24 protein-coding genes are annotated in these 20,837 nt (G+C 42.6%); all 24 read left to right on the plus strand.

All coding sequences use genetic code 11. The features are described 5' to 3' along the window. The first annotated feature begins 200 nt into the window (after positions 1–200). The 24 genes from CLV36_RS17900 (at position 201) to CLV36_RS11565 (ending at position 20,748) form a co-directional block, all read left to right on the plus strand. Entirely contained in the window at positions 201–335 is a 135-nt protein-coding gene (locus CLV36_RS17900; protein WP_262983046.1) for a hypothetical protein, read from the plus strand. Between the two features lie 561 nt (positions 336–896). Further along, complete coding sequence (locus tag CLV36_RS11460; RefSeq protein WP_054095531.1) at positions 897–1,535, plus strand: nucleotide exchange factor GrpE; 639 nt, start codon at positions 897–899, stop codon at positions 1,533–1,535. A gap of 207 nt (positions 1,536–1,742) precedes the next feature. Next, complete coding sequence (locus CLV36_RS11465; RefSeq protein WP_245888350.1) at positions 1,743–3,065, plus strand: Hsp70 family protein; 1,323 nt, start codon at positions 1,743–1,745, stop codon at positions 3,063–3,065. Continuing rightward, a complete protein-coding gene (locus CLV36_RS17690; protein WP_245888351.1) occupies positions 3,062–3,265 on the plus strand; it encodes a hypothetical protein in 204 nt (67 codons plus the stop codon). The genes CLV36_RS11465 and CLV36_RS17690 overlap by 4 nt, the downstream gene beginning before the upstream one ends. A gap of 398 nt (positions 3,266–3,663) precedes the next feature. Further along, positions 3,664–4,842, plus strand: a complete 1,179-nt coding sequence (locus tag CLV36_RS11470; protein ID WP_054095532.1) for a CpaE/TadZ family protein — start codon at positions 3,664–3,666, stop codon at positions 4,840–4,842. A 14-nt stretch (positions 4,843–4,856) separates the two neighbouring features. Beyond that, positions 4,857–5,303 carry a prepilin peptidase gene (locus tag CLV36_RS11475; RefSeq protein WP_054095533.1) on the plus strand — a complete coding sequence of 149 codons (447 nt, stop codon included), beginning with the start codon at positions 4,857–4,859 and terminating at the stop codon, positions 5,301–5,303. Between the two features lie 19 nt (positions 5,304–5,322). Continuing rightward, on the plus strand, positions 5,323–6,069 hold the full coding sequence (locus tag CLV36_RS11480; RefSeq protein ID WP_106342759.1) for a CpaB family protein: 747 nt from the start codon (positions 5,323–5,325) through the stop codon (positions 6,067–6,069). A gap of 20 nt (positions 6,070–6,089) precedes the next feature. Beyond that, the gene (locus CLV36_RS11485; RefSeq protein WP_106342760.1) at positions 6,090–7,454 is read left to right on the plus strand and encodes a TadA family conjugal transfer-associated ATPase; all 1,365 of its coding nucleotides are present in this window, start codon (positions 6,090–6,092) and stop codon (positions 7,452–7,454) included. After that, positions 7,451–8,374 (plus strand): type II secretion system F family protein, encoded by a 924-nt coding sequence (locus tag CLV36_RS11490; protein ID WP_106342761.1) that lies wholly within the window; start codon positions 7,451–7,453, stop codon positions 8,372–8,374. Before CLV36_RS11485 ends, CLV36_RS11490 begins: the two co-directional genes overlap by 4 nt. 15 nt (positions 8,375–8,389) lie before the next feature. Further along, entirely contained in the window at positions 8,390–9,307 is a 918-nt protein-coding gene (locus CLV36_RS11495; protein ID WP_106342762.1) for a type II secretion system F family protein, read from the plus strand. 100 nt (positions 9,308–9,407) lie between these two features. Continuing rightward, complete coding sequence (locus CLV36_RS11500) at positions 9,408–9,656, plus strand: DUF4244 domain-containing protein (RefSeq protein ID WP_106342763.1); 249 nt, start codon at positions 9,408–9,410, stop codon at positions 9,654–9,656. 76 nt (positions 9,657–9,732) lie between these two features. Then, positions 9,733–11,055, plus strand: a complete 1,323-nt coding sequence (locus tag CLV36_RS11505) for a VWA domain-containing protein (RefSeq protein ID WP_106342764.1) — start codon at positions 9,733–9,735, stop codon at positions 11,053–11,055. Positions 11,056–11,093: 38 nt separating this feature from the next. Further along, complete coding sequence (locus tag CLV36_RS11510; protein ID WP_106342765.1) at positions 11,094–11,765, plus strand: hypothetical protein; 672 nt, start codon at positions 11,094–11,096, stop codon at positions 11,763–11,765. A 21-nt stretch (positions 11,766–11,786) separates the two neighbouring features. After that, entirely contained in the window at positions 11,787–12,737 is a 951-nt protein-coding gene (locus tag CLV36_RS11515; protein WP_106342766.1) for a hypothetical protein, read from the plus strand. Positions 12,738–12,783: 46 nt separating this feature from the next. After that, complete coding sequence (locus CLV36_RS11520) at positions 12,784–13,566, plus strand: hypothetical protein (protein ID WP_106342767.1); 783 nt, start codon at positions 12,784–12,786, stop codon at positions 13,564–13,566. A 191-nt stretch (positions 13,567–13,757) separates the two neighbouring features. Then, positions 13,758–14,708, plus strand: coding sequence for a hypothetical protein (locus CLV36_RS11525; protein WP_106342768.1), 951 nt, complete (start codon positions 13,758–13,760; stop codon positions 14,706–14,708). A gap of 45 nt (positions 14,709–14,753) precedes the next feature. Then, entirely contained in the window at positions 14,754–15,539 is a 786-nt protein-coding gene (locus CLV36_RS11530) for a hypothetical protein (protein WP_106342769.1), read from the plus strand. A gap of 203 nt (positions 15,540–15,742) precedes the next feature. Then, positions 15,743–16,684, plus strand: a complete 942-nt coding sequence (locus CLV36_RS11535; RefSeq protein WP_106342770.1) for a hypothetical protein — start codon at positions 15,743–15,745, stop codon at positions 16,682–16,684. Between the two features lie 47 nt (positions 16,685–16,731). Further along, positions 16,732–17,511, plus strand: a complete 780-nt coding sequence (locus tag CLV36_RS11540; protein ID WP_054095544.1) for a hypothetical protein — start codon at positions 16,732–16,734, stop codon at positions 17,509–17,511. Between the two features lie 217 nt (positions 17,512–17,728). After that, positions 17,729–18,097 carry a hypothetical protein gene (locus tag CLV36_RS11545; protein WP_219904911.1) on the plus strand — a complete coding sequence of 123 codons (369 nt, stop codon included), beginning with the start codon at positions 17,729–17,731 and terminating at the stop codon, positions 18,095–18,097. A gap of 20 nt (positions 18,098–18,117) precedes the next feature. Next, positions 18,118–18,498 (plus strand): TadE/TadG family type IV pilus assembly protein, encoded by a 381-nt coding sequence (locus CLV36_RS11550; protein ID WP_146130634.1) that lies wholly within the window; start codon positions 18,118–18,120, stop codon positions 18,496–18,498. Between the two features lie 40 nt (positions 18,499–18,538). After that, positions 18,539–19,381 carry a M23 family metallopeptidase gene (locus tag CLV36_RS11555; protein ID WP_106342772.1) on the plus strand — a complete coding sequence of 281 codons (843 nt, stop codon included), beginning with the start codon at positions 18,539–18,541 and terminating at the stop codon, positions 19,379–19,381. Positions 19,382–19,618: 237 nt separating this feature from the next. Then, a complete protein-coding gene (locus tag CLV36_RS11560; RefSeq protein ID WP_054095548.1) occupies positions 19,619–19,936 on the plus strand; it encodes a hypothetical protein in 318 nt (105 codons plus the stop codon). Between the two features lie 329 nt (positions 19,937–20,265). Then, positions 20,266–20,748, plus strand: a complete 483-nt coding sequence (locus CLV36_RS11565) for a hypothetical protein (protein ID WP_106342773.1) — start codon at positions 20,266–20,268, stop codon at positions 20,746–20,748. Positions 20,749–20,837 lie beyond the last annotated feature (89 nt).

Genomic DNA, 20,837 nt, shown 5'->3' on the forward strand with positions numbered 1-20,837 from the left:
TCATAACCTTCTGAAGTTATCCACAGCTTGTGCACAAATTGTGTGTGAATTGTGTATAACTTGTGTACAGAAAAGGGCAGTTTCTTCAACATGAAGAAGCAGCCCTTTATTTTTATAATAAATGGAAATAAAGGATGAAAAAGGAATGAGGCTCAGTGGTAGCGAATTTATTATGGAACCGCAAAATGGGGAGGGATTGCGTGGAAGATAAGTGCACCTGCGCTACCTGTGGAGCCAAGTCCTTATATATCCAATTTTTTGAGATCGACGGGAAGTATTACTGCCGCATTTGTTATACAGAGAAGTTGATGGAAGAGGAGCAGAATCGGGAATAAAACACTTAACTTAATTGAGTGAAAGAGGCGGGGCCAAGAGGTGTTGTGCCCCGTTTGTTTTGCTTTCATAAGTATGGAGAAGGGATCAGGGTGAATGTCGCCGAGTCTAGCCGTGTGCTGGCCTCGGTAAATTTTTGTGGAGGTGGCGGCCTGATCGGGCATGAAATGGCTTGTTTTAATGAAATAAACCTAATATAATGACCGTAGATTCATCTGGAACACAATGGATAATCATAATTTTCTAACGCGGGGCGGCTCTCGTTTTTTCGTCCAGTCCAGCTGACGGCAAAGATTGTGATAGACGATAGGCCAAAGAAGTGTTAGCGTAGGAGTATAGGTGATGCGAACCATTGTCCAAAATTGGACGCAATTTTTCGCAACAATTCATCCTATCTATGTACTTGCGACATGAATTGACTTACGAGTAAAATGGTATAAGCGGGAAGATGTAGAAACGTTCAGCTTTTTCTGTTTCGCTTTTCTATTCTCAGGTGGAATTTCCAAGATTGTCTATCCTTGAATATATATTTAAATCCATTTGACCGTTAGGGAGGTTACTGTATGGGCCCCAGGAAAGAGAACCAGAAGCCAATGGGAGAAAAACATCATTTGCCATTCCCAGAGGCTCGATTTGGTTTGCCTGCGAGAAGAGATAATGCTGTCAGAGATGTGAGAGAGGCACGTGGCAATAGCGAGCGCCAGCAACAGCAAGTTCTTACCATGTTGAACAGCTTGCAACAAAACTTCACTTCATTGTTGCAGGTGGTAACCAATCGACTGAGCTACGATAAGACGAAAGAAGCCGCCTTTGACCGACTGTATAAAGAAATGGAAGATTTGAAGGTGGACCAGGAGTTAAACCAACTCCGCCCCCTCTATATCGATTTAATCCTGCTCATCGACCGCATGAATACGATATACAATGATAAATTAGACACTGGCAATCGTAATCCGGAATTAGTGAATATATTACAAACGCTAAGCCATGAAGTGTTGGAAATTTTGTATCGCCGCGGAGTGGAGCTGATCGTGGCGCCATCGAATAAATTTGACCCGCGCATCCAGCAAGTCGTGGAAGTGATCCCGACCAAGCACCCCGCTGAAGATGGCACAGTTGTACATATGGTGCGTCATGGTTTCAAATATAAGGATGTCGTCCTGCGTCCGGAAGAAGTGGTCATCAAAAAATACCATGGCTAGCTGTTGGCTCATTCGCTTCGGCAACCAGCCTTCCTTGAAGTTAAAAGTCTTATATTGAAGATGGGATTCCCATCTTTTCCTTTTGATTTGCACAACAGTTTGTCTGTTTGTTGCGTCTAATATTATGACCATAGAAAAGTGTCTCTTTAAAATGCGTCATTATTGCCTTTTTGACCTTGATGGAAGTGATAGAGGGAGTGAAAAAAGATGGGAAGAGTTGTAGGGATCGACCTGGGAACGACTTACTCGGCGATCGCTATAGTGAACAAGTACGGAAAACCGGAAATGCTCGCTAACCGTGAAGGAGAACGCATTACCCCTTCAGTCGTGCTCTTTGATGGTGCCGATGTCGTGGTGGGAAGCATCGCGAAGCGTACTGCGGTGGCAAGCCCGTTCAATGTGGTCCAGTTTGTAAAACGGCAGATTGGGGACAAGACATGGAAGTTTCAGACTGATAACCATGATGACTTCACACCTGAGGAAATCTCTGCGATGATTTTGCGCCGCCTCAAGGAAGACGCCGAGACATTGTTGGATGAGAAGATCGAGGATGCAGTGATCACCGTGCCAGCGTATTTCGATGACGCTCAGCGCAAAGCGACCCAAGATGCGGGGCGGATTGCAGGACTTAATGTGTTGCGCATTATCAACGAACCAACCGCCGCCGCTTTGGCTTATGGGCTGGACAAAATGCATCAAACCCAAAACCTGCTCGTCTACGATTTGGGGGGCGGTACGTTCGATGTGACGATCATGAATCTGTCTCCGGACGGTTTGCGTGTGCTTTCCACGGGTGGAGCGAAGAACTTGGGCGGTTTTGATTGGGACAACATGGTGATGAACTACTTGAATGAAGAATTTAAAGCGCAAGGCGGCATTGACTTGTTAGAAGATCCCATGTTGGAGCAAGATCTGCGTGAAAAAGCGGAAATCGCCAAGAAAACCCTCTCTGTCCGGGATCGCACCAATGTGTTCTTGTCTGCAAATGGAGTCAACGTTTCCATTCCTCTGACCCGCACCAAATTCGATGAATTAACGGCTCCCCTCCTCAATCGCACCCAAAAGATTTTGGAGTTTGTATTAGAGGATGCCGGCCTTCAGTGGAAGGATATTGACCGGGTGTTGCTTGTGGGCGGTTCGACACGCATGAAACAAGTGCCGGCTATGATCGAACGGGTGACGGGAATCAAACCGTCCCTCGACGTAAACCCGGATGAGGTGGTTGCGCAAGGAGCGGCCATTCAAGGTGCGATTCTGCAAATTAAGCAAGGCACGGCCGACATGCACCTCACCCAAGCCTTCCCTGTCGTCGAAGTGCAGGATGTGAACTCGCACAGCATGGGAGTAGTGGCGTTGGATGAAGCAGGTGAGGAATTCAACTCCATCGTACTCAAGAAGGACACCACCATTCCGAGCCGGGTAAGCGGTCATTACAAAACAACGGTTGACGGCCAATCCCAACTTTTCTTGCAAGTGACTGAAGGCGAGGACAGCGACCTCGATTATGTGAAAATCGTTGGGAAGGGATGATCGACCTCCCAGCTTATCCGAAAGGCGCGCCGTTGGAAGTGATTTTCGAATACGACAGTGATGGGATCATCCACATTTCGGTCATTGATTCCACCGCGGGCACTTTGTTGGGCGAGCTAAACATTGAAAGAACTTCCAACCTGACTGAAGATGAAGTACGGGCGAAACAACGCCGCGTTGAGAAGATGGCAATCGGTTAATGTTAAATGATGGATTAGGCAAATAAAACAGAGTGAGTCAGTCCTTATCGTCTATTTTTCGAACAAATGGTGAAAGATAAGCGAAAAGCCGGGTAATCCCGGCTTTTTCATGTTGTCAAATGAAGTTGAACTATTGCCAATAATGTGGTAAATTGATAAAATTGAACCGATTGAGGGTATATATAAGTATATTATGCTAAACTTGGAGGAAGATTTCATTTAATCCCAATAAGATTATACATTTCCCATTATGTTTAATTAATACCTAGTTTTAAAATATTTAATAAATCTTAGAGGAAAGTATTGAACTTCATTTTTACTAAGATAAAATATAGTGATGCTATCATCAAATATCGTTGTTGAAAAAGCATGCTATTTAAGGAGGCTTTGCTTTTCTTATGTATCCAGATATCAAGTTGTTAATCATAACCGAAGAAGATTCGATTGCAACGGATTTGCGAGAAAGATTAAGCACTCAGTTTCCTCAGATCAGCCATGTTTACGCGTCGGAAGTGCGGCGTGAGATCGCCCGGATCCAGCCGGATGTCGTGTTGTTGCATGAAGGGGTCGGAAGCTTAGGGATGCAGCTGATCCCTTACATCTTGCGTGAAGTGACACAAGTCAAGATAGTTTTCCTCACTGAATCCAAAGATTCGATCCGCATTCGTGACGCCAGCCGCGCAGGAGCGTTTGACGTCCTCTTTTTCCCGGATGAGATTAACGCGCTAGGCGATGTGTTGTCACGCGCCGTCATCGCGTTGCAATCTGATAGCGACAAGAATGAGGCGGCTGCCAATTTTACCTGGGGGCGCGGGCAAGTAATCGGTTTTTACAGCGGCAAGGGCGGTTCCGGCAAAAGTTTGATTGCTTCCACGCTAGCTCAGACGCTTCAGTTGGAATCCAACTCCAGTGTGCTGTTGGTGGATCTCAATTTCCAATTCGGCGGTGTGGAAACGTATCTCAACCTTGCAAGTGGCCGCAATCTATATGATTTGACGCCGGTTTTGCATGAGTTGAATGATAACCATATCCGTAGCGTGACCGTGATTGAACCACACTCTGCTGTTGAAGTGTTGGCCAGTCCCGCCGATTTAGAAGTAGCCGAACAGATTACCGAAGAGCATATCGAACGTCTACTCCGCGCTGCCCGCCTATACTATGATTACATACTTGTCGACATGCCAGCGGAAATGACCAACTTAACGTATGCGGCATTGGAAGAGGCGGACAAGATTTTTTACGTGTTAAATCCCGACGCCTTGTCCCTACGCACGTTAAACCGGGTATTGACCGCATTTAATATGATTGGTGTGGACCCAACGGATCGTTTGGAAATCCTCGTCAACCGGATAAACCGTGACTCCGAAATCGGAGCCAAAGAAATCCGCCAACGCTTCAGTTTCGATATCGCCGGCGAATTCCGAGATGATCTAAAACGCATCGACCAGGCGATCAATCGCGGCAAGCCATTGCGTACTGCCAAAAACGAACGCAACCTGTCACTCTTCGCTCGGGACATGCAGAAGTTTGCCAAACAACTGCTGTCTGAATCGAAGAACGGCAAATCCACTTCATAAGGCGGGAGAATCCCTTGATCGAGCATGGGTTGTATCTCGTCTTGATAGGATTGTTGATCGCGGCAACGGTGACCGATCTCAAATACCGCTTAATCTACGACCGTTTCGTCGTGATCGGCATCGTGGCGGCCGTGCTCGCTCGCCTTTTTGAGCGGCCGGAGCCATGGTGGAACTATGTGTTGACCGGTTTCGTCGTCTTTCTCATCCTTTATGTGATTGCCGTCGTAACCGATGAACGTTCTATCGGCGGAGGAGATGTGAAGCTGTTTGGCATGTTGGGGCTCGCCTTGGGCTTTCAGCCTTTTCTCCTGATCTTTTTCTCCTCCCACCTGTTGGCGGCCCTCTATCTGCTCATCGTCAAGCTAGTGCGTTGGAACCAAGTGGGTCGCAAAACTGAATTCCCATTTGCCCCATTCATTCTACTTGGCACGGTGTTTACGTATGTGCTAACCAAATTATAAAAATAAGCAGGTGTGATCTATGCAGGATGCAAAGAGAAGAGCCTTATTGTTTTTAGTTGTCGCGTTGTTACTTTCTGCGATTGCCGGGTATATGTTTTTACAGAAGTCGATGGCAGTTGATGCTGAATTAGGTGATTTTGTCCCAGTTTATGTAGCGAAGGAAAATATTGATTCACGCAAACCGTTAAGTTCAGAGATGTTTGAGCAAAAAGCAATGCCAAGACAGTATGTGGAGGGTTCGATTGTTACTGATCTGAATTCTATTTCTTTAGGGCAAGAGCAGATTGCAAGTATTGGCCAATTAGTTTCGGTAGTGCCTCTTTCAAAAGGCGAGATTCTTACAGCTAATGTACTGAAGCGTGAAACAGAGTTGAGATCAAAGAACCATAGAATGGTTATGCTCTTTAAATCAGACCGTGTAGGTTTTGACGATAACTTTAATCAGCGAGATTTGGTAGATATTATCGTCACTGATAAAAACATGAAGACGAGTATATACATGAAAAACGTAGAGATTGTTGCTTTGGGTATTGACGCGAATAAAAATGTAACTGGGTTAGGGTTAGAGATGACACTGGAAGAAGCAGCTAACTTTATTGGTATACAAAATACTGCAGCATCTATTAGAGTGTTGAAAGCCCCGAACACGGGTGATGGAAAAATTGGAGAAAAAGAAGGAGCTAAAAAACAGATAAAGCAACCTAATCAAAAATCAACTACAAATACACAAGGGAATCCGATGGAAACGGATACCCCTCAACAATAACAGTAAGGATGGTTTTGAAGATGGCCATTTTCTCGCAAAACCAACGATTAACAAAGCATATTCGTCGAAGCGCCAGTGAGAGAGAAAGACAGAAGCCTGCCGATGATAATCGGGTTAATGAACTGGCACAACACTTTAAAGCTCGGTTACTACGTGAAACGGACTTGGAAAAACTAACACAGATGCCCTCATCGGAATTACGTATCACGCTAGATCGCTTAGTTAGCAGATACTTAGCTGATGAGCAAGTCGTGTTGACCGGCCAAGAGCGGAACCGAGTTATCAATCGGATCATTAACGAGTCCGTGGGCTTCGGTCCATTGGAATCCTTGTTGGAAGACGAAGAGATTACCGAAATCATGGTGAACGGTCCTTATGAAGTTTTCTACGAGAAAAAGGGTAAATTGTATAAAACGGATATCCAATTTCGCGATGAAGAAGCGTTGCGCCATGTGATTGACCGAATTGTGGCGCCGATCGGCCGCCGGATTGACGTGAGTTCTCCCATGGTGGATGCGCGCCTGCCTGACGGAAGCCGTGTGAATGCAGTAATTCCCCCGATCAGCTTGAAAGGCTCGTTGCTTTCTATTCGTAAGTTTCGCAAAGACCCGATTCGTTTGGAGGATTTGATTTCATTTAACAGCATGACTCCGGATATGGCCAAATTCCTCACGAGTATGGTGAAAGCGAAGTTGAACATTATCATCTCTGGGGGCACAGGTAGCGGGAAAACGACACTGCTGAATGCATTGGCGTGTTTCATTCCAGAAGATGAACGGATTATCACCATTGAGGATATGGCGGAGCTTCGAATTCCGCATACACATGTCGTCGGGATGGAAGCGCGCCCCGCCAACGTAGAAGGCAAAGGGGAAGTTTCGATTCGCCAGCTTGTACGTAACGCTTTGCGGATGCGGCCTGACCGGATCATCGTAGGGGAGGTTCGTGGCGCGGAGGCGTTTGACATGCTACAAGCGATGAACACGGGTCATGAAGGTTCTATCACCACGGTACACGCAAATACCCCGCAAGACGCTATGAGTCGTCTGGAGGGGATGGTGATGATGTCGGGAATGGATCTGCCATCTGAAATCATTCGCCAGTATATTGTCAGTGCGGTTGATTACATTGTACAAATCGGACGGTTGCCAGATGGGCAACGCAAGATGCTGGCCATCGCAGAGATGCAGCAAAAGGAAGATGGTTCAGTCAAGATGATCGATATTTTCCGTTTTGTACAGACCAATGTAGATAAAGACGGGAAGGTGGAAGGATACTTCGCCCCAACTGGCTATTTACCTAGCTGCCTTGATCGTTTGCAAGCATATGGTGTTGGCGTCGCAAAAGAAATGTTCAACCCGAAAAAAGGAGGAGAGAAAGCGTGACCGAGGCGATAGTTGGGGCATTAGCAGTCTTGTGTTCAATGCTGGCTCTCTTCAACTGGGTAGAGATGCGCACTGCACAAAGGCAGACGAATGAAGTGCTGGAGAAGTATGTAGGAACAAAAACCGAAATCAGTTGGTCTGACCGCCTTGCGGACCGGCTTGATAATCAAGAGTGGGCTAAAAAGTTGGCTCCCCAATTGAAACGAGCGAGCATTAATCTGCGCCCTTCAGAGTATGGTGCTTTGTTGATAGCAGGGGAGCTGGGGTTGACTTTTCTGCTTTACCTAGGATTGGATGCCCCGTTTTTTATGAGTTTGTTCATCGCAGGTGTTCTGACACCACTTGGTTCCAGAATGCTGATCAATTCTCGCAAGTTTTTATATGTGCGAAAAATAGATGCCCAATTGTCCGAAGCCTGTCGTCTGTTAAGTAGTGCCGCCAGAGCGGGGTTGTCGATTCCCCAAGGCTTGGAATTGGTTGTCAAAGAAATGAGTGGACCGATCAAAGAAGAATTAAATACGGTCGTCAAAGAGTTGCAACTTGGAAAAAGCGTTGAAGTATCTTTAAGAGAATTGACTAAACGTGTGCCTTCTCGTGATTTGCAGGTGTTTGTAAATGCCTTAATCATCCAACGACGAGCGGGTGGTGACTTAGCTCGTGTTTTAAGCGAGATGGCAAGTACGATGGAAGAGCGCAAAATCATTCATAAGACCATTGATGCAACAGTGGCGCAAGCACGTTTTTCAGCATATATGCTACCCGTTGTTTCGATTCTTATCGTTTTTATGATGAGTCAAATGATCGAAAACTTCTTCGACTTCTTCACCAATATTTTTGGGATCATCGTATTAATCATTTTTATCATTATGCAAGTGATCGGCTTTATTCTAATTAAACGAATCGCCGACATTAAAGTGTAGAGGAATGGATAGGAGATGACATTTACACTTCTCATTCTCGTATTGGCTATATGGGCTTGCTTGTTTTTTGCTGCAATTTCTTATTACTCCTATAGCATGGAAAAAGAGAAGGTACGCATCAATCTGGACAATCACATTCCCCCTTGGAAGGTAATGAAGAAAAGAGTAAGCAGGGGAATGCTGATTCACCAGTGGTTGGACAAACTCGCACCTACGGGAAAGAACATTCAAATCTTAAGTGAGGACACCGAGTTGGAGGATTCGTTGGTAAAAGCGGGATACCCTTTTCAGTTGACGGTTGCCCGCTTGCACGGAGCCAAAATCTTAGGGGCTATTTTGGGATTGTGCTTTGGGTTGCTGTACTATTCCGTTGGCTTTTTGCCGCTAGACTTTTTGATTACCGTTTTTGCGCCGTTTGTTGGATATATGGCACCTATATATTGGGTGAGAATGAAGGCAAAGAGCAGGCAAGAGCAACTTCGCTTGGATCTGCCTGATTTTCTGGATATGATGAGTATCACCTTACAGGCGGGTATGTCGATGGATGACGCCTTTGCCTACTATGTAGAAACCACGCAAGGGCCATTAAGTGAAGAATTGGCCCGTTTGAATCAGGAAGTCAAGTTTGGTGTGCAACGTGAGGCAGCTTACAGATCGCTGATTAGCAGAACAGAATCGTCGGAATTGGAAGCATTGATCCAGTCTTTGATCCAAGCTCATAATCTGGGTACCCCAATTGCTCAAACATTTGCTCAACAAGCAGAAGAGATGAGACGGATGCGGGCAGAGCATGCAAAAGAAGCAGCTGGTAAGGCGGCGCCAAAGATTTCCTTAGTAAGTGGGTTGGTCATTGCTCCGTCAATTATGTTGCTCATGCTTAGTGCCATTATTTATAGCTATTTTATTGCAAGAGATATTTTTGGTGGCATTTAGCATTTAAGGAGGTGAGAACTGAAAAAAACGGGAATATAATGTAGGAAGTTGTCGTTGGTTGAACAGCACTCTTTTAACTTTTATCTAGGAGGAATACATCATGGAAAAAAAAGCTTTGTGGACTTATCGTTGGGAACGTGTAAAAGAATTCTTGCCTAGCTTCAAGCCTCTCAGCAAAAAAGGTTCTCCGACGCTTGAGTATGTTATCATTATTGCCGCTGGTGCCGCTTTTGCAGGTCTCTTGCTCTTTGTTTTTAAAGGTGGAGAGGATAATGAGATCACAGGAGTACTAAGAGGTAAAGTGAAAAATGTGGTTGAGAAGTCCGGTAATTTGGAAGAGGTTAAGTAAGATGTCAGTTGGAACAATGGAATATATGGTTTGCGTTAAAGCAAACCATATATTCTTATTTTAAGAGGTGAGTGAATTGAATGCATTTTATGCCAAGGTGGTAAGTGGTCTTGTTGTCGTTTCCGTTGCCATTGCTGGCTGTTCCACACCCGTCTCCAAGACAGAAGAGGGAGTAACGGCAGAGCAAAACAAAGAAGCTAAAAAAGCGTATGCGACAGAAGTCGAAGAAATGTTAAAAGAAGGTCCCGGCAAATATGCGGGTAGTGCCTATAATGAAGAAAATGCCAACAAAGAGTTAGATGCGTTGCCTAAAAATCTCACGGGCGAACAAGCATACCAGAAGTTAGTCGAACTTTTTGCAGAGGATTATCAACCCTATGTAAAAAAATTGGATGCGTTTGACACTACATATACTGTAAGTGGCGACCCTGGTGATTTGAAAACACCCTCAGGGAAACAGTTGAATGTCATGATCTTGATTGACTCCTCTGGAAGTATGGCTGGTAAGGTTGATGGCTTTTCCAAAATGACCCTTGCGAAAAACGCGGTTTCCCGTTTTGCATCTTCACTTTCTACACATGCAAATGTCTCTTTAAGGGTGTATGGCCATAAAGGTAGCAATGCTGATAAAGATAAAGACATTTCTTGTAAAAGCACTGAAGTCGTTTATCCTTTGGGTAAATACGATCAACAAAAGTTTAACAAGGCGTTGGACGCGTTTAAACCCACCGGATGGACGCCGATTGCATTGGCAATGAAGGAAGCTGCAAATGATCTTTCAAGATCAAATGTACCTTCGGAAAATTTAATTTATGTAGTAAGTGATGGTATTGAAACATGTGGTGGCAATCCGGTTCAAGTTGCGCAAGAGTTGAATAAATCCAATGTCAAAGCCGTGGTAAATATTATCGGATTTGATGTGGATGATGCGGGTCAAAAAGCATTGCAAGAAGCAGCTCGGGCTGGTGGTGGAGAATATGCCACAATTCGAGACGAAGACGGATTAAGAAGTTATTTTGACAGTCAAAAAATGAAAATCTGGGATCAATGGTTGATGTGGAAAGTGAATAATGTGAGCGACATTATTGATCAGTTTACTAAAAAGGAAAATGAGTTGCAAAATATCACTTTTACTGGGCTTGGAATAGATGAACTATCTTTTACAGAGTCACATCATATGAGAACAGCCTTAAGCCATTTGGAAAATACAGATAAACTGTCTAGTGATGAAGCTGATAAAGTTGAAAAGTTGATTACTAATCGTGCGGATAAAATTGACGAATATAGAAAGAGCCGTTATGACTCCTTAATAAAACTCCTAAAGGAGAACAAAGAGAAAACAAGAGAACTCGTAGAGAAAAAAGGTAAGGACAAAATGGATGAATATGATACCAACTAGTAACGAAGACAAATCGATATTTTAGAGGTGGTTCAGTCATGAAAAATTATGTAGATAGCTTATCTTTGTACAAAGATAAGCTATTGTACATCCTTCTTTTTGGAGTTACTATTGCGTTTCCACTCTTTTTTATCAATCAGTTTGTATCCACATTCTATTACAATCTCTTTGCAACGGTGGGCATATCGGAATTAGGGAGTTACCCACAATTTATCTTTTCTACCATTACTATCTTTATCAGCCAAATTCCATTTATTTATTTGGTTAAAAGCAAGTTGATCGAAGAAGAAACGAGTATAAGTGAAGGATACAGAGTGTTCTTTGAACATATGCTTCCTGTATATGTGGTAGGGGCGATTATTGCCATCCTTGTAACGCTTGGCACGGTGCTGTTTATTGTTCCAGGCTTGATCTTACTTATGCTGTTTATTCTCTATCCTTATGTTGTTGTGTTTGAAGGGGAAAGTTGGTTCAATGGGTTGAAAAGAGCATTTCAAGTAGGGAAGACAAGGTTATTTCAAGTAATGGGTGTTACGTTTTTATTGAGCATATTAACCATGTTAATGAATTTTGTGACCCTGTTTTTGTCGCTTTATACTTTGGATAACCTGTTTCTCATAAATATCATTCAACTTATTTTTAATATGTTTATCCTTCCTTACCTTACATTTGTGGTAGGTCATTATTACTATGATTGGGAAGTTTACTAAACAGGATGCAGGAGAGGGATTATGCTGTTTAAACACATCAACAAGCATAAAAGATTGTTTGCCATCATTATGCTTGCTTTTATATTGTTTAACATCACTATTCCTTTCTCATATTCAGCTTATGCCGATTTACAAGTGAAAGAAGTGCAAAAGGCAGGCGATGTGGTAAAAGATGGTGATGTCGTTAAAAAGGCAGATGCCAAAAAAGAAGCTGTTCCAGAAGATAAAAGTGTGTTAGGGAAGTCATTTGAGTGGGTATCAGGGGGGCAAGCTTATAAAGCGATTAAGTGGACGATTAGCGAAATTTTCTTCGCAACACTTGTCAGTATCGAAACAGTCGGTAATGAATTAATTGATGGTAATATTAATGTTTCCGCCAGGAGTTCTATTAAGTGGACGAGCTTGCTCACACTCTCAGCGCTTGTTCGTAATGGTATTGGCATAAAGGTTCAAGACGGTTGGCAACAAGCGGTATTGGATAGTTGGGATGCGTTAGAAAAAGGAGTAACACTTAACCAATTCGTTGCGTGGGGAAAAATCGTACCATTCGTAACTGAACGTGCCACTAACGCAATAAAAATAGGAACTATTGGTGAAGCAGCTGTTAGTTCAAGTTCCTTACTTAAAAGCACTTCTCCATTAACACCGGTTGGAAAAGTTGCGGGTTGGGCGGGAATTGCTTTTTCCACTGCTGAAATGGTGTCTGGATTTGGTTCTGCATTTTATAGCCAGGATGGGTCAAAAAGCCAGGCTGATGGTGTATTAAATGGTGTTGCTGGGTTCGGTAGCCTAGCGTTAGCGACGGGCTTGATGATGGGAGCTGCTTGTCCTCCATTGGCGGTTGGACTTGCAGTGGGTGGAGCTCTTGTCTGGGGAGCAGCGACAGTTGGCAAGTATTTCACAGGAAAAAGCAAAACGTTTAGGAAAGGTGTCACGGCTCCTGTGAGATGGGTGAAAAGCTGGTTTGATTAATACGGTTATAGTGAAGGTGAATTGACTCGAAAGGGGGTCATAGTGATTGAATAAACGATCAATTCCTCCAAATATCATAGATATTATTGAAGCACATAAAAAGCCACGTGAGCGTTATGATATTCTTTCGGTGCTGGTTAGGTATGAGGAGGAAGATTATTATTGCGTCGGTTACGATGAAGGGAAAGATGTAACAGGATATTTGTTTATCACGAGAGAGGGCAAAATTCCTGCACGAGAAGACATCCGCGAAGTGGCTAGGTTATCCATAGAACTTAATTTTATTAATTTTACTTATTACAATGTAGGTCGCCAGTTTAGTCGTCGAAATAGCAACAGTATAGTAAAGGCGCTAGATATAACAAATAAATGTCTAAAATTAGACGAAGACTTGCCTTCCATCGATGTGTGTAAAGAGGCGTTTGAATCCATCTTAGCGATGCGATCTGAGTATGAAAAGATTGCCGAGTGCATGAATGCGACATTAAACAGAATTGGGAGAAGTGGAATCTTTTATCCACAAGAAGATTATTCTCAATTGAGTGATTGGCATGAGCGGATGGGAGAATTGTTGTTTAGAGATAATTATGTGCAGATGGAAACCTATGATGATAGAAGAAAAGTCATATCCCTTTTATTAAAAAAAGGAAGAATTATTGATGCGTTTCGTTTTTGGTTGATTCATTTGCGCCTCCATCCTGGGCATGTAAATGCAAGGGATCTGGACACTTTTAACAAGGGGAAAAGGAAGTTCTTACAAAATAAGCCATTAGACGAAGAGAAAGCTTTTGAAAACAATATTTTACCTATTATTCGCAATCCGAAATAAAGAGTGGGTTACTTTACATGGACCTCGTGTAAGAGATTAATGGGAAAGCGGCTATGGTGGAGAGACGGGCTTGCTGGACTTATGATTTCTAGCATTGCTTGTTATAGTGTGGATCAATTGCAACGCATAAAAAGCTAAAGATGTAATAGAAATTCATGGTGAAAGTTAAAAAGCTAGTTAGGAGAGGGAGTATGTGGTTTAAATATATGGCCAAGCATAAAAGATTGTTTGCCATCATTATGCTTGCCTTTATTTTGTTTAACATCACTATCCCGTTCTCATATCCAGCCTATGCTGATTTACAAGTGAAAGAAGTGCAAAAGTCTGGCGATGTGCAAAAAGATGGTGATGTTGTCAAAAAGGCGGATGCCAAAAAAGAAGCTGTTCCAGAAGATAAAAGTGTACTAGAGAAGTCGTTTGAGTGGGTATCGGATGGGGTGGCTTATAAAGCGATTAAGTGGACGATTAACGATTTTTTCTTCACAAAAATTGTCGGTGCTGAGTCGGTAATTAAAGAATACGGTAATGGCAATATTAATGCTTCCGCTAGGAGTTCTATTAAGTGGACGACCTTGCTCACACTCTCGGCGATTGTTCGTGGTGGTATTGGCATATTTGTCAAAGATGGATGGAAACAAGCAGCATTGGATAGTTGGGATGCGCTAGAAAAAGGAGTAACACTTCACCAATTCGTTGCATGGGATAAAATCATACCATATATTGGTGCTAGATTAAATTCCCCTCTGTTTATTGAACAGCTTGGTGAAGCAGGTGTGAGTTCAAGTACCTTGCTCAAAAGTACTGCTCCATTAACAACGATTGGAAAAGTTGCCGGTTGGGCGGGGATCGCTTTTTCCACCGTTGAAATGGTGTCTGGATTTGGTTCTGCATTTTATAGCCAGGATGGATCAAAAAGCCAAGCTGATGGTGTATTAAATGGTTTTGCTGGGCTCGGAAGCCTAGCGTTAACGGCGGGCTTGATGATGGGGGCTGCTTGTCCCCCATTAGCGGTTGGCCTTGCAGTGGGTGGAGCTCTTGTCTGGGGAGCAGCTACGGCTGGCAAGTATTTCACAGGAAAAAGCAAAACGTTTAGGAAAGCTGTCACGGCGCCTGTGAGATGGGTGAAAAGCTGGTTTGATTAATACGATTATGGTGAGGTGGAGTGACTCGAAAGGAGGTAAGAATAATTGGAAAAACGATCAATTCCTCCAAATATCATAGATATTATTGAAGCACATAAAAAGCCTAGCGAACGTTATAAAATTTTTGCTGTATTGGTAAGGTATGAAGAGGAAGATTATTATTGTGTCAGTTACTATAAGGGGAAAACAACTACTGGATATTTGTTTATCACAAAAGAAGGAAGCATTCCTGCACGAGAAAAGATTCGTGAAGTGGCAAGATTATCCTTATTGGTTAATCATATTAATATTACTTTTTACAGTGTGGGTCGCCAGTTTAGTCGTCGAAATAGCAACAGTATAGTAAAGGCGCTAGATATAACAAATAAATGTCTAAAATTAGGTGAAGACTTGCCTTCAATCAATGCGTGTAAAGAGGCGTTTGAATCCATTTTAGAGATGCGATCTGAGTATGAAAAGATTGCCGAGTGCATGAATGCAACATTAAACAGAATTGGGAGAAGCGGAATCTTTTATTCGCAAGAAGATTTCCCTTCATTAAATGATTGGCATGAGCGGATGGGAGAATTGTTGTTTAGAGATAATTATGTGCAGATGGAAACCTATGATGATAGAAGAAAAGTGATATCCTTTTTGTTAAAAAAAGGAAGGGTTATTGATGCATTTCGTTTTTGGTTGATTCATTTGCGTCTCCATCCTGGGCATGTAAGTGCAAGGGATCTAGACACTTTTAATAAGGCCAAAAGGAAGTTTTTACAAAATGAGGCTATAGAAGATGAAGAGAAAGAGTTAGAAAACAATATTTTATCAATCACACGCAATCCAAAATAAAGAGTGGGTTACTTTACATGAACCTCGTGTAAGTGATTAATGGGAAAGCGGCTATGGTGGGGAAATGGGCTTGCTGGACTTATGATATGTTTATATTTCTAGCATTGCTTGTTATAGTGTGGAACAATTGCAACGCGTAAAAAGCTATAGATGTTAGGGATCTCGCGGTGACAGCTTTAAAAAAATTAGTTAGGAGGGAGATTATGTGGTTTAAATATATGGCCAAGCATAAAAGGTCGCTAGCTATTATTATGCTTGCCTTCATTTTGTTCAACATCACCATCCCGTTCTCATATCCAGCCTATGCCGATTTACAAGTGAAAGAAGTGCAAAAGTCAGGCGATGTGCAAAAAGATGGTGATGTCGTCAAAAAGGCGGATACCAAAAAAGAGGCCAATCCAGAAAAAAGTGCTTGGGATAAATCTGTTGAATGGGTAACGACTGATCAAGCTTACAAAGTTATCAAATGGACATTTAACGATTTCTTTATTGCAAAAATTGCAGGTGTTCATGAGGTTGCTACCTCAATGTCAGAACCAAATGGTCTTTCGAGTGGCGCAAAGGTTACAGGAGCGTTAACTGTCTCCGCCATTGTTCGTGGTGGCATAAGTATATTTACACAGGATAGAACTTGGCAACAAGGCTTAATGGACTCATGGGATGCGATAGAAAAAGGTGTAACACTTCATCAATTTGTTAACTGGTCAAATATCGCACCATATGTAGGCACTAAAATCCACAATCTCAGAAACTTCGCTACACCGATTGGTGGTGCAGCTGCCGATTCAAGTACTTTGCTTAAAAGCGTTGCTCCATTGTCAAAAGTTGCAAAAGTTGCGGGTTGGGCGGGGATTGCGTTTTCTACCGTTGAGATGGTGTCTGGCTATGCCCATGCATTTAACAGCCCAGATGGATCACAGCAACAGGCAGATGCTGTTTTAACAGGTACGGCGGGCCTTGGTAGTCTTGCATTGACAGCGGGCTTGATGATTGGAGCCGCTTGTCCCCCATTGGCAGTTGGCCTTGCAGTAGGTGGAGCTCTTGTATGGGGAGCAGCGACAGTCGGCAAGTATTTCACAGGAAACAAAACGGTTAGAAAAGTTGTCACGGCTCCTGTGAGATGGGTGAAAAGTTGGTTTGATTAATAAGGTGATAGTGTAGGGAAATATCAACTTAAAGGTGGTAATTATGATTGGATAATCAATCTATTCCTCCGAAAATAAAGGACATCATAGAAGAATATAAAAAGCCCAGCGAGCGTTACGATATTCTTACTGTCTTGGTGAGATATGAAGGTGAAGATTATTATTGCGCCAGTTACTATGAGGGGAAAGAAGTAACAGGATATTTGTTCATTACAAGAGATGGCAAAATCCCTGCACTGGAAAGCATCAGAGAAGTGGCGAGATTATCGATAACGCTTGGTCATATTAATACCACTTTTTATAAGGTGGGTCGCCAATATAGTCATCGTAACAGCAACAGTATAGAAAAGGCATTAGATATCACTAAGAAATGCTTGGCACAGGGTGAAGAATCTCCTTCAATCCATGCATGTCAAGACGCATTTGCATCGATCTTAGAAATGCGATCAGAATACGAGAAGATTGCCGAGCTTATGAATGCGACATTAACTAGAATTGGAAGAAACGGCGTCTTTTATCCGCAAGATTTCTCTTCTTTAAATGATTGGCATGACCGGATGGGAGAACTGCTCTTCCGGGATAACTATTTGCAGATGGAAACGTATGATGACAGAAAAAACGTCATATCCCTTTTGTATAAAAAAGGTCAAATCGTTGATGCTATTCATTTTTGGCTGATCCATTTGCGCCTTCATCCGGCACATGTGCATCCAAGGGATCAGGAAACGTTTGACAGAGCAAAAAGGCAATTCTTGCATAACGAGGTATTGGATAATGAGGAAGAAGCATTAGACAATAGTATGGCTATCACTCGTAATCCTAAATAATAGTTGGCTACTTCAGGAGGACCCCATGTTACGGTCATTGCGTAGGTTAAATCGAAAACGGGGAAACGTGACAATGATGTGGGTCGCTGGCTTGCCGATCTTTATGATATTCTTCATGTTTCTAGCCTCCCTTGTCATTGCATGGATGGATCATGCAACAGCGCAGAAAGCGGCTGATGCAGGGAGTTTGGCGGCGACGCAGAAAATGGATGAATATGTGAATAAAGAAGTGCAAGAGCGGATGCAAGCAGTGATTGGGACAGGTGTAATCCTTGATCCATATGAAGCAGTATTGGGAACCCCGGGTAAACGATATGGTGTGATCAAAAGCGTTAGAAAAAAGTATGAAAATGAAATCAAGCAATCTGTAAGCAAATATATCAAGCAAAATGGTGCTGAACCGAGCAAAATCATCTTCTTTGTGGATGGACGTGTTCGAGTTGAAGCCAAAGTCAAATTCCATTCACTCATTTTTGCAGAGCAATTCAGAGATGTCTATGTTAAGGGTGTTGGTTTTGGTCCGAAACGTGATTATGCAGGCTGGACAGCAAAGATGAAAAAAATAGAAATTCCGTTTGAAAACTAAGTGTTTCGGAGGGTAGTCCATTGAATACGAGAGAGAACCAAGGGAGTAGGAAGAGAAAAGGGTCTGCCACATTGGAATTCATCACAATTATTCCCTTGGTTTTTTTCATGTGTTTGGTTGTATGGCAATTTTTCGTTGCCGGAATGGCGGTTATGGAAACACAATCCTTAGTCAAAGAAGGAGTTCGGCTAACTGCATCGTCGGGCAAACCTGAAAAAGAAGAAGCAAGGGGTAAAAAGGTGTTTCCAAACACGGAGGACTATCACTTGTCTTCTTATGAAGTGAAGATTAAAGATGGTCAAGTGATTGCTAAGGCAAAGACAGAGATTGACATTGTTTTTTTGCCTGGATCATCTTCTGTTTCATTCGAAACGAAAGCTAAATCTCCTGTCATAAATTAGCCAAGGGTAGAGGAAGAGTATTTTCAATTGGAGGACGGAGATGAGAATATTTTCAAAGATTATCTATTCAGTTAGGCGTAAAAAAGGCGCTTCGACAACTGAATTTATCGTTATTATGCCGTTGTTTTTTCTATTGGCATTAGTTGTATGGCAGTTGGTAGTTGCTGGGTTAGCTGTGCTTGATGCTCAAGCAGCCATCCGCGATGCTGTGAAAGTGGCTTCAACTGAAGGGGATGAGGAGAAAGCAAAGGAACAGTTTGAAACGAGTTTTGGGTCTCATCAAAAAAAGGCCATTGAATCTTTTGAGTTAGAGATTGATGATCAGGAAGTGATTGCAAAAGCAAAGATAAAAATTCCGATCATTTTTGCTGAAGGCATGCCTGACATGACTTATAACACTTCCTCAAAAGCACCCGTTCTACAAAAATATGTTGGGGCATATAGTTTTGGTGGCGGTCCAGGAGGTAGTTTTATTACCACAGGAGGAATTTTAGGGCCACCTACGAAATCTGCTGTGCTTACTTCCCGTTTTGGATATCGGTTTCATCCTATTAGACATATTAGAAAACTGCATGCTGGAATCGACTTAGCTGGTCCTGTCGGAACACCGATCTATGCGGCTGGAGACGGGGTAGTGGTAAGAGCTGGTAAATCAAACGGGTATGGGAATCTGATTATTATTGATCATGGCAATGGAATGCAGACCTGGTATGCTCATATGTTTTCGGAACATATTTATGTTCGTCCAGGTCAACAAGTGAAGCGGGGAGATCACATAGCTGGGATTGGAAATGCTGGGTGGTCAACGGGTCCCCATTTGCACTTTGAAGTGCATATTAATGGTCAGCCAGTAGACCCCTTGAGGTATATTTCTAAAAGTTAAGTCGCTCAACAAATGATGGAGCGACTTTTTTGTTTGTATGGTGTTATGGTTGAATCATTCCGACAAGATGACAATAGAAGCATCGGAAAACCATTTTCACGATGAGTGCCTCGTCATACGTGAAGTGAATGAGTAAACGGTTTGGAGTCGCTGTCCTATTTACCAGACTGGTTTTTAATCGAATGGAAGCCCTATTTCATTTAAGAAAGCTTAGCATATTGAAAAGAGGCAACCCACATGCAAAACAAAACGGAAAAGTTGGTTTGGTTTTTAAAAGAAAACCGCCCGTCGGATCTGAATGCCGACGTGGTTTGGGAGTTTGTGGTTATGTTGGTTCAGGATGAAGGGTTAACGATCAGGGATCTCATTGTGGAGTATTATCTCTATACGTCCACCCGAGATTGTGGGTCTCAGGGCATCCGTATTAGGAGCAACTATGACGGGACCACATCGGCGGGTGTGGGAAGTCGTAAGTATACATGTGATGAGGAGATTTTCGTGCAACATTGGAAAAAAACAATGGACGCGTATATCTCAATGTATCATTTAAATTAGAAGTGCGATCTACTAGGGCGTGTCTGATGAATAGGACAGCGGCCCCAATACCATTTTCTCATTATCTTCACTTGTGCATCGGCGCTCCTCGAGAAAAGGGTTTTCCGCCGCTTTTTCCCCACCAACTTGATTTGTCAGACATACCCTAAAAGGATGTGCTGTTTTGATCGCTGAGTAAGTAGAAAGATACTTGTTCGGTGGGCAGGCTCTAAGAAAAGTGTTTGTATTAGTTTGGTAACTAGGTACCTTTGTTCCGGTAAGGGGCGTTTAAGTCTGCTTGTTCAACTAATAGACAAAAAAGATAGTCCGCATGTTAAAGGAGATCTTTTATGTTGAAGTTTATCAAAATGGGAGATTATAGAATCAATGTAGAAGAAAACTTAGGGAGGATTTATGGTCTAAAGAAAATCAAAGAGGAGAAAACCCAACAAGGGATTAAAGTAACCTATGGCTTAATAGATGGTTATGCAATTTATCAATTTGCCTATGATGCTAATGAACAATTGGTCAATGTCGAATATCTCGAAGATGAAGTAGCCCGAAGATCATTCAAACTCCGTGAGGAATACGTAGAAGCATTTGCTTATTTGGGAAGAGAGAAGCAAGAAGTGGAAAACAGTTTTGGTAAGTATGCTTATCGTTTGATTAAAGAAATCAAAAAAGATAATGGGGAAACGATTGGGTTTTATGGCAATTTAAAAAGGCAATCAGTAGGGATTGTAGTCATTTACGACAAAAATAACAAAGTAAAAGAAGCGATGGCCATTCCGAGAGTCAACATAGATGAAATCGATGTCGATCGTTATTTATAAAAAATATCTTATCTGTTGTTACCATCGATTGGGTTATCCATCGAGTGATTTTAATGAACATGGACGGCGATTGCTGGATAGACCTATCA

This window comes from Laceyella sediminis, assembly GCF_003003125.1.
Taxonomy (GTDB): Bacteria; Bacillota; Bacilli; order Thermoactinomycetales; family Thermoactinomycetaceae; genus Laceyella; species Laceyella tengchongensis.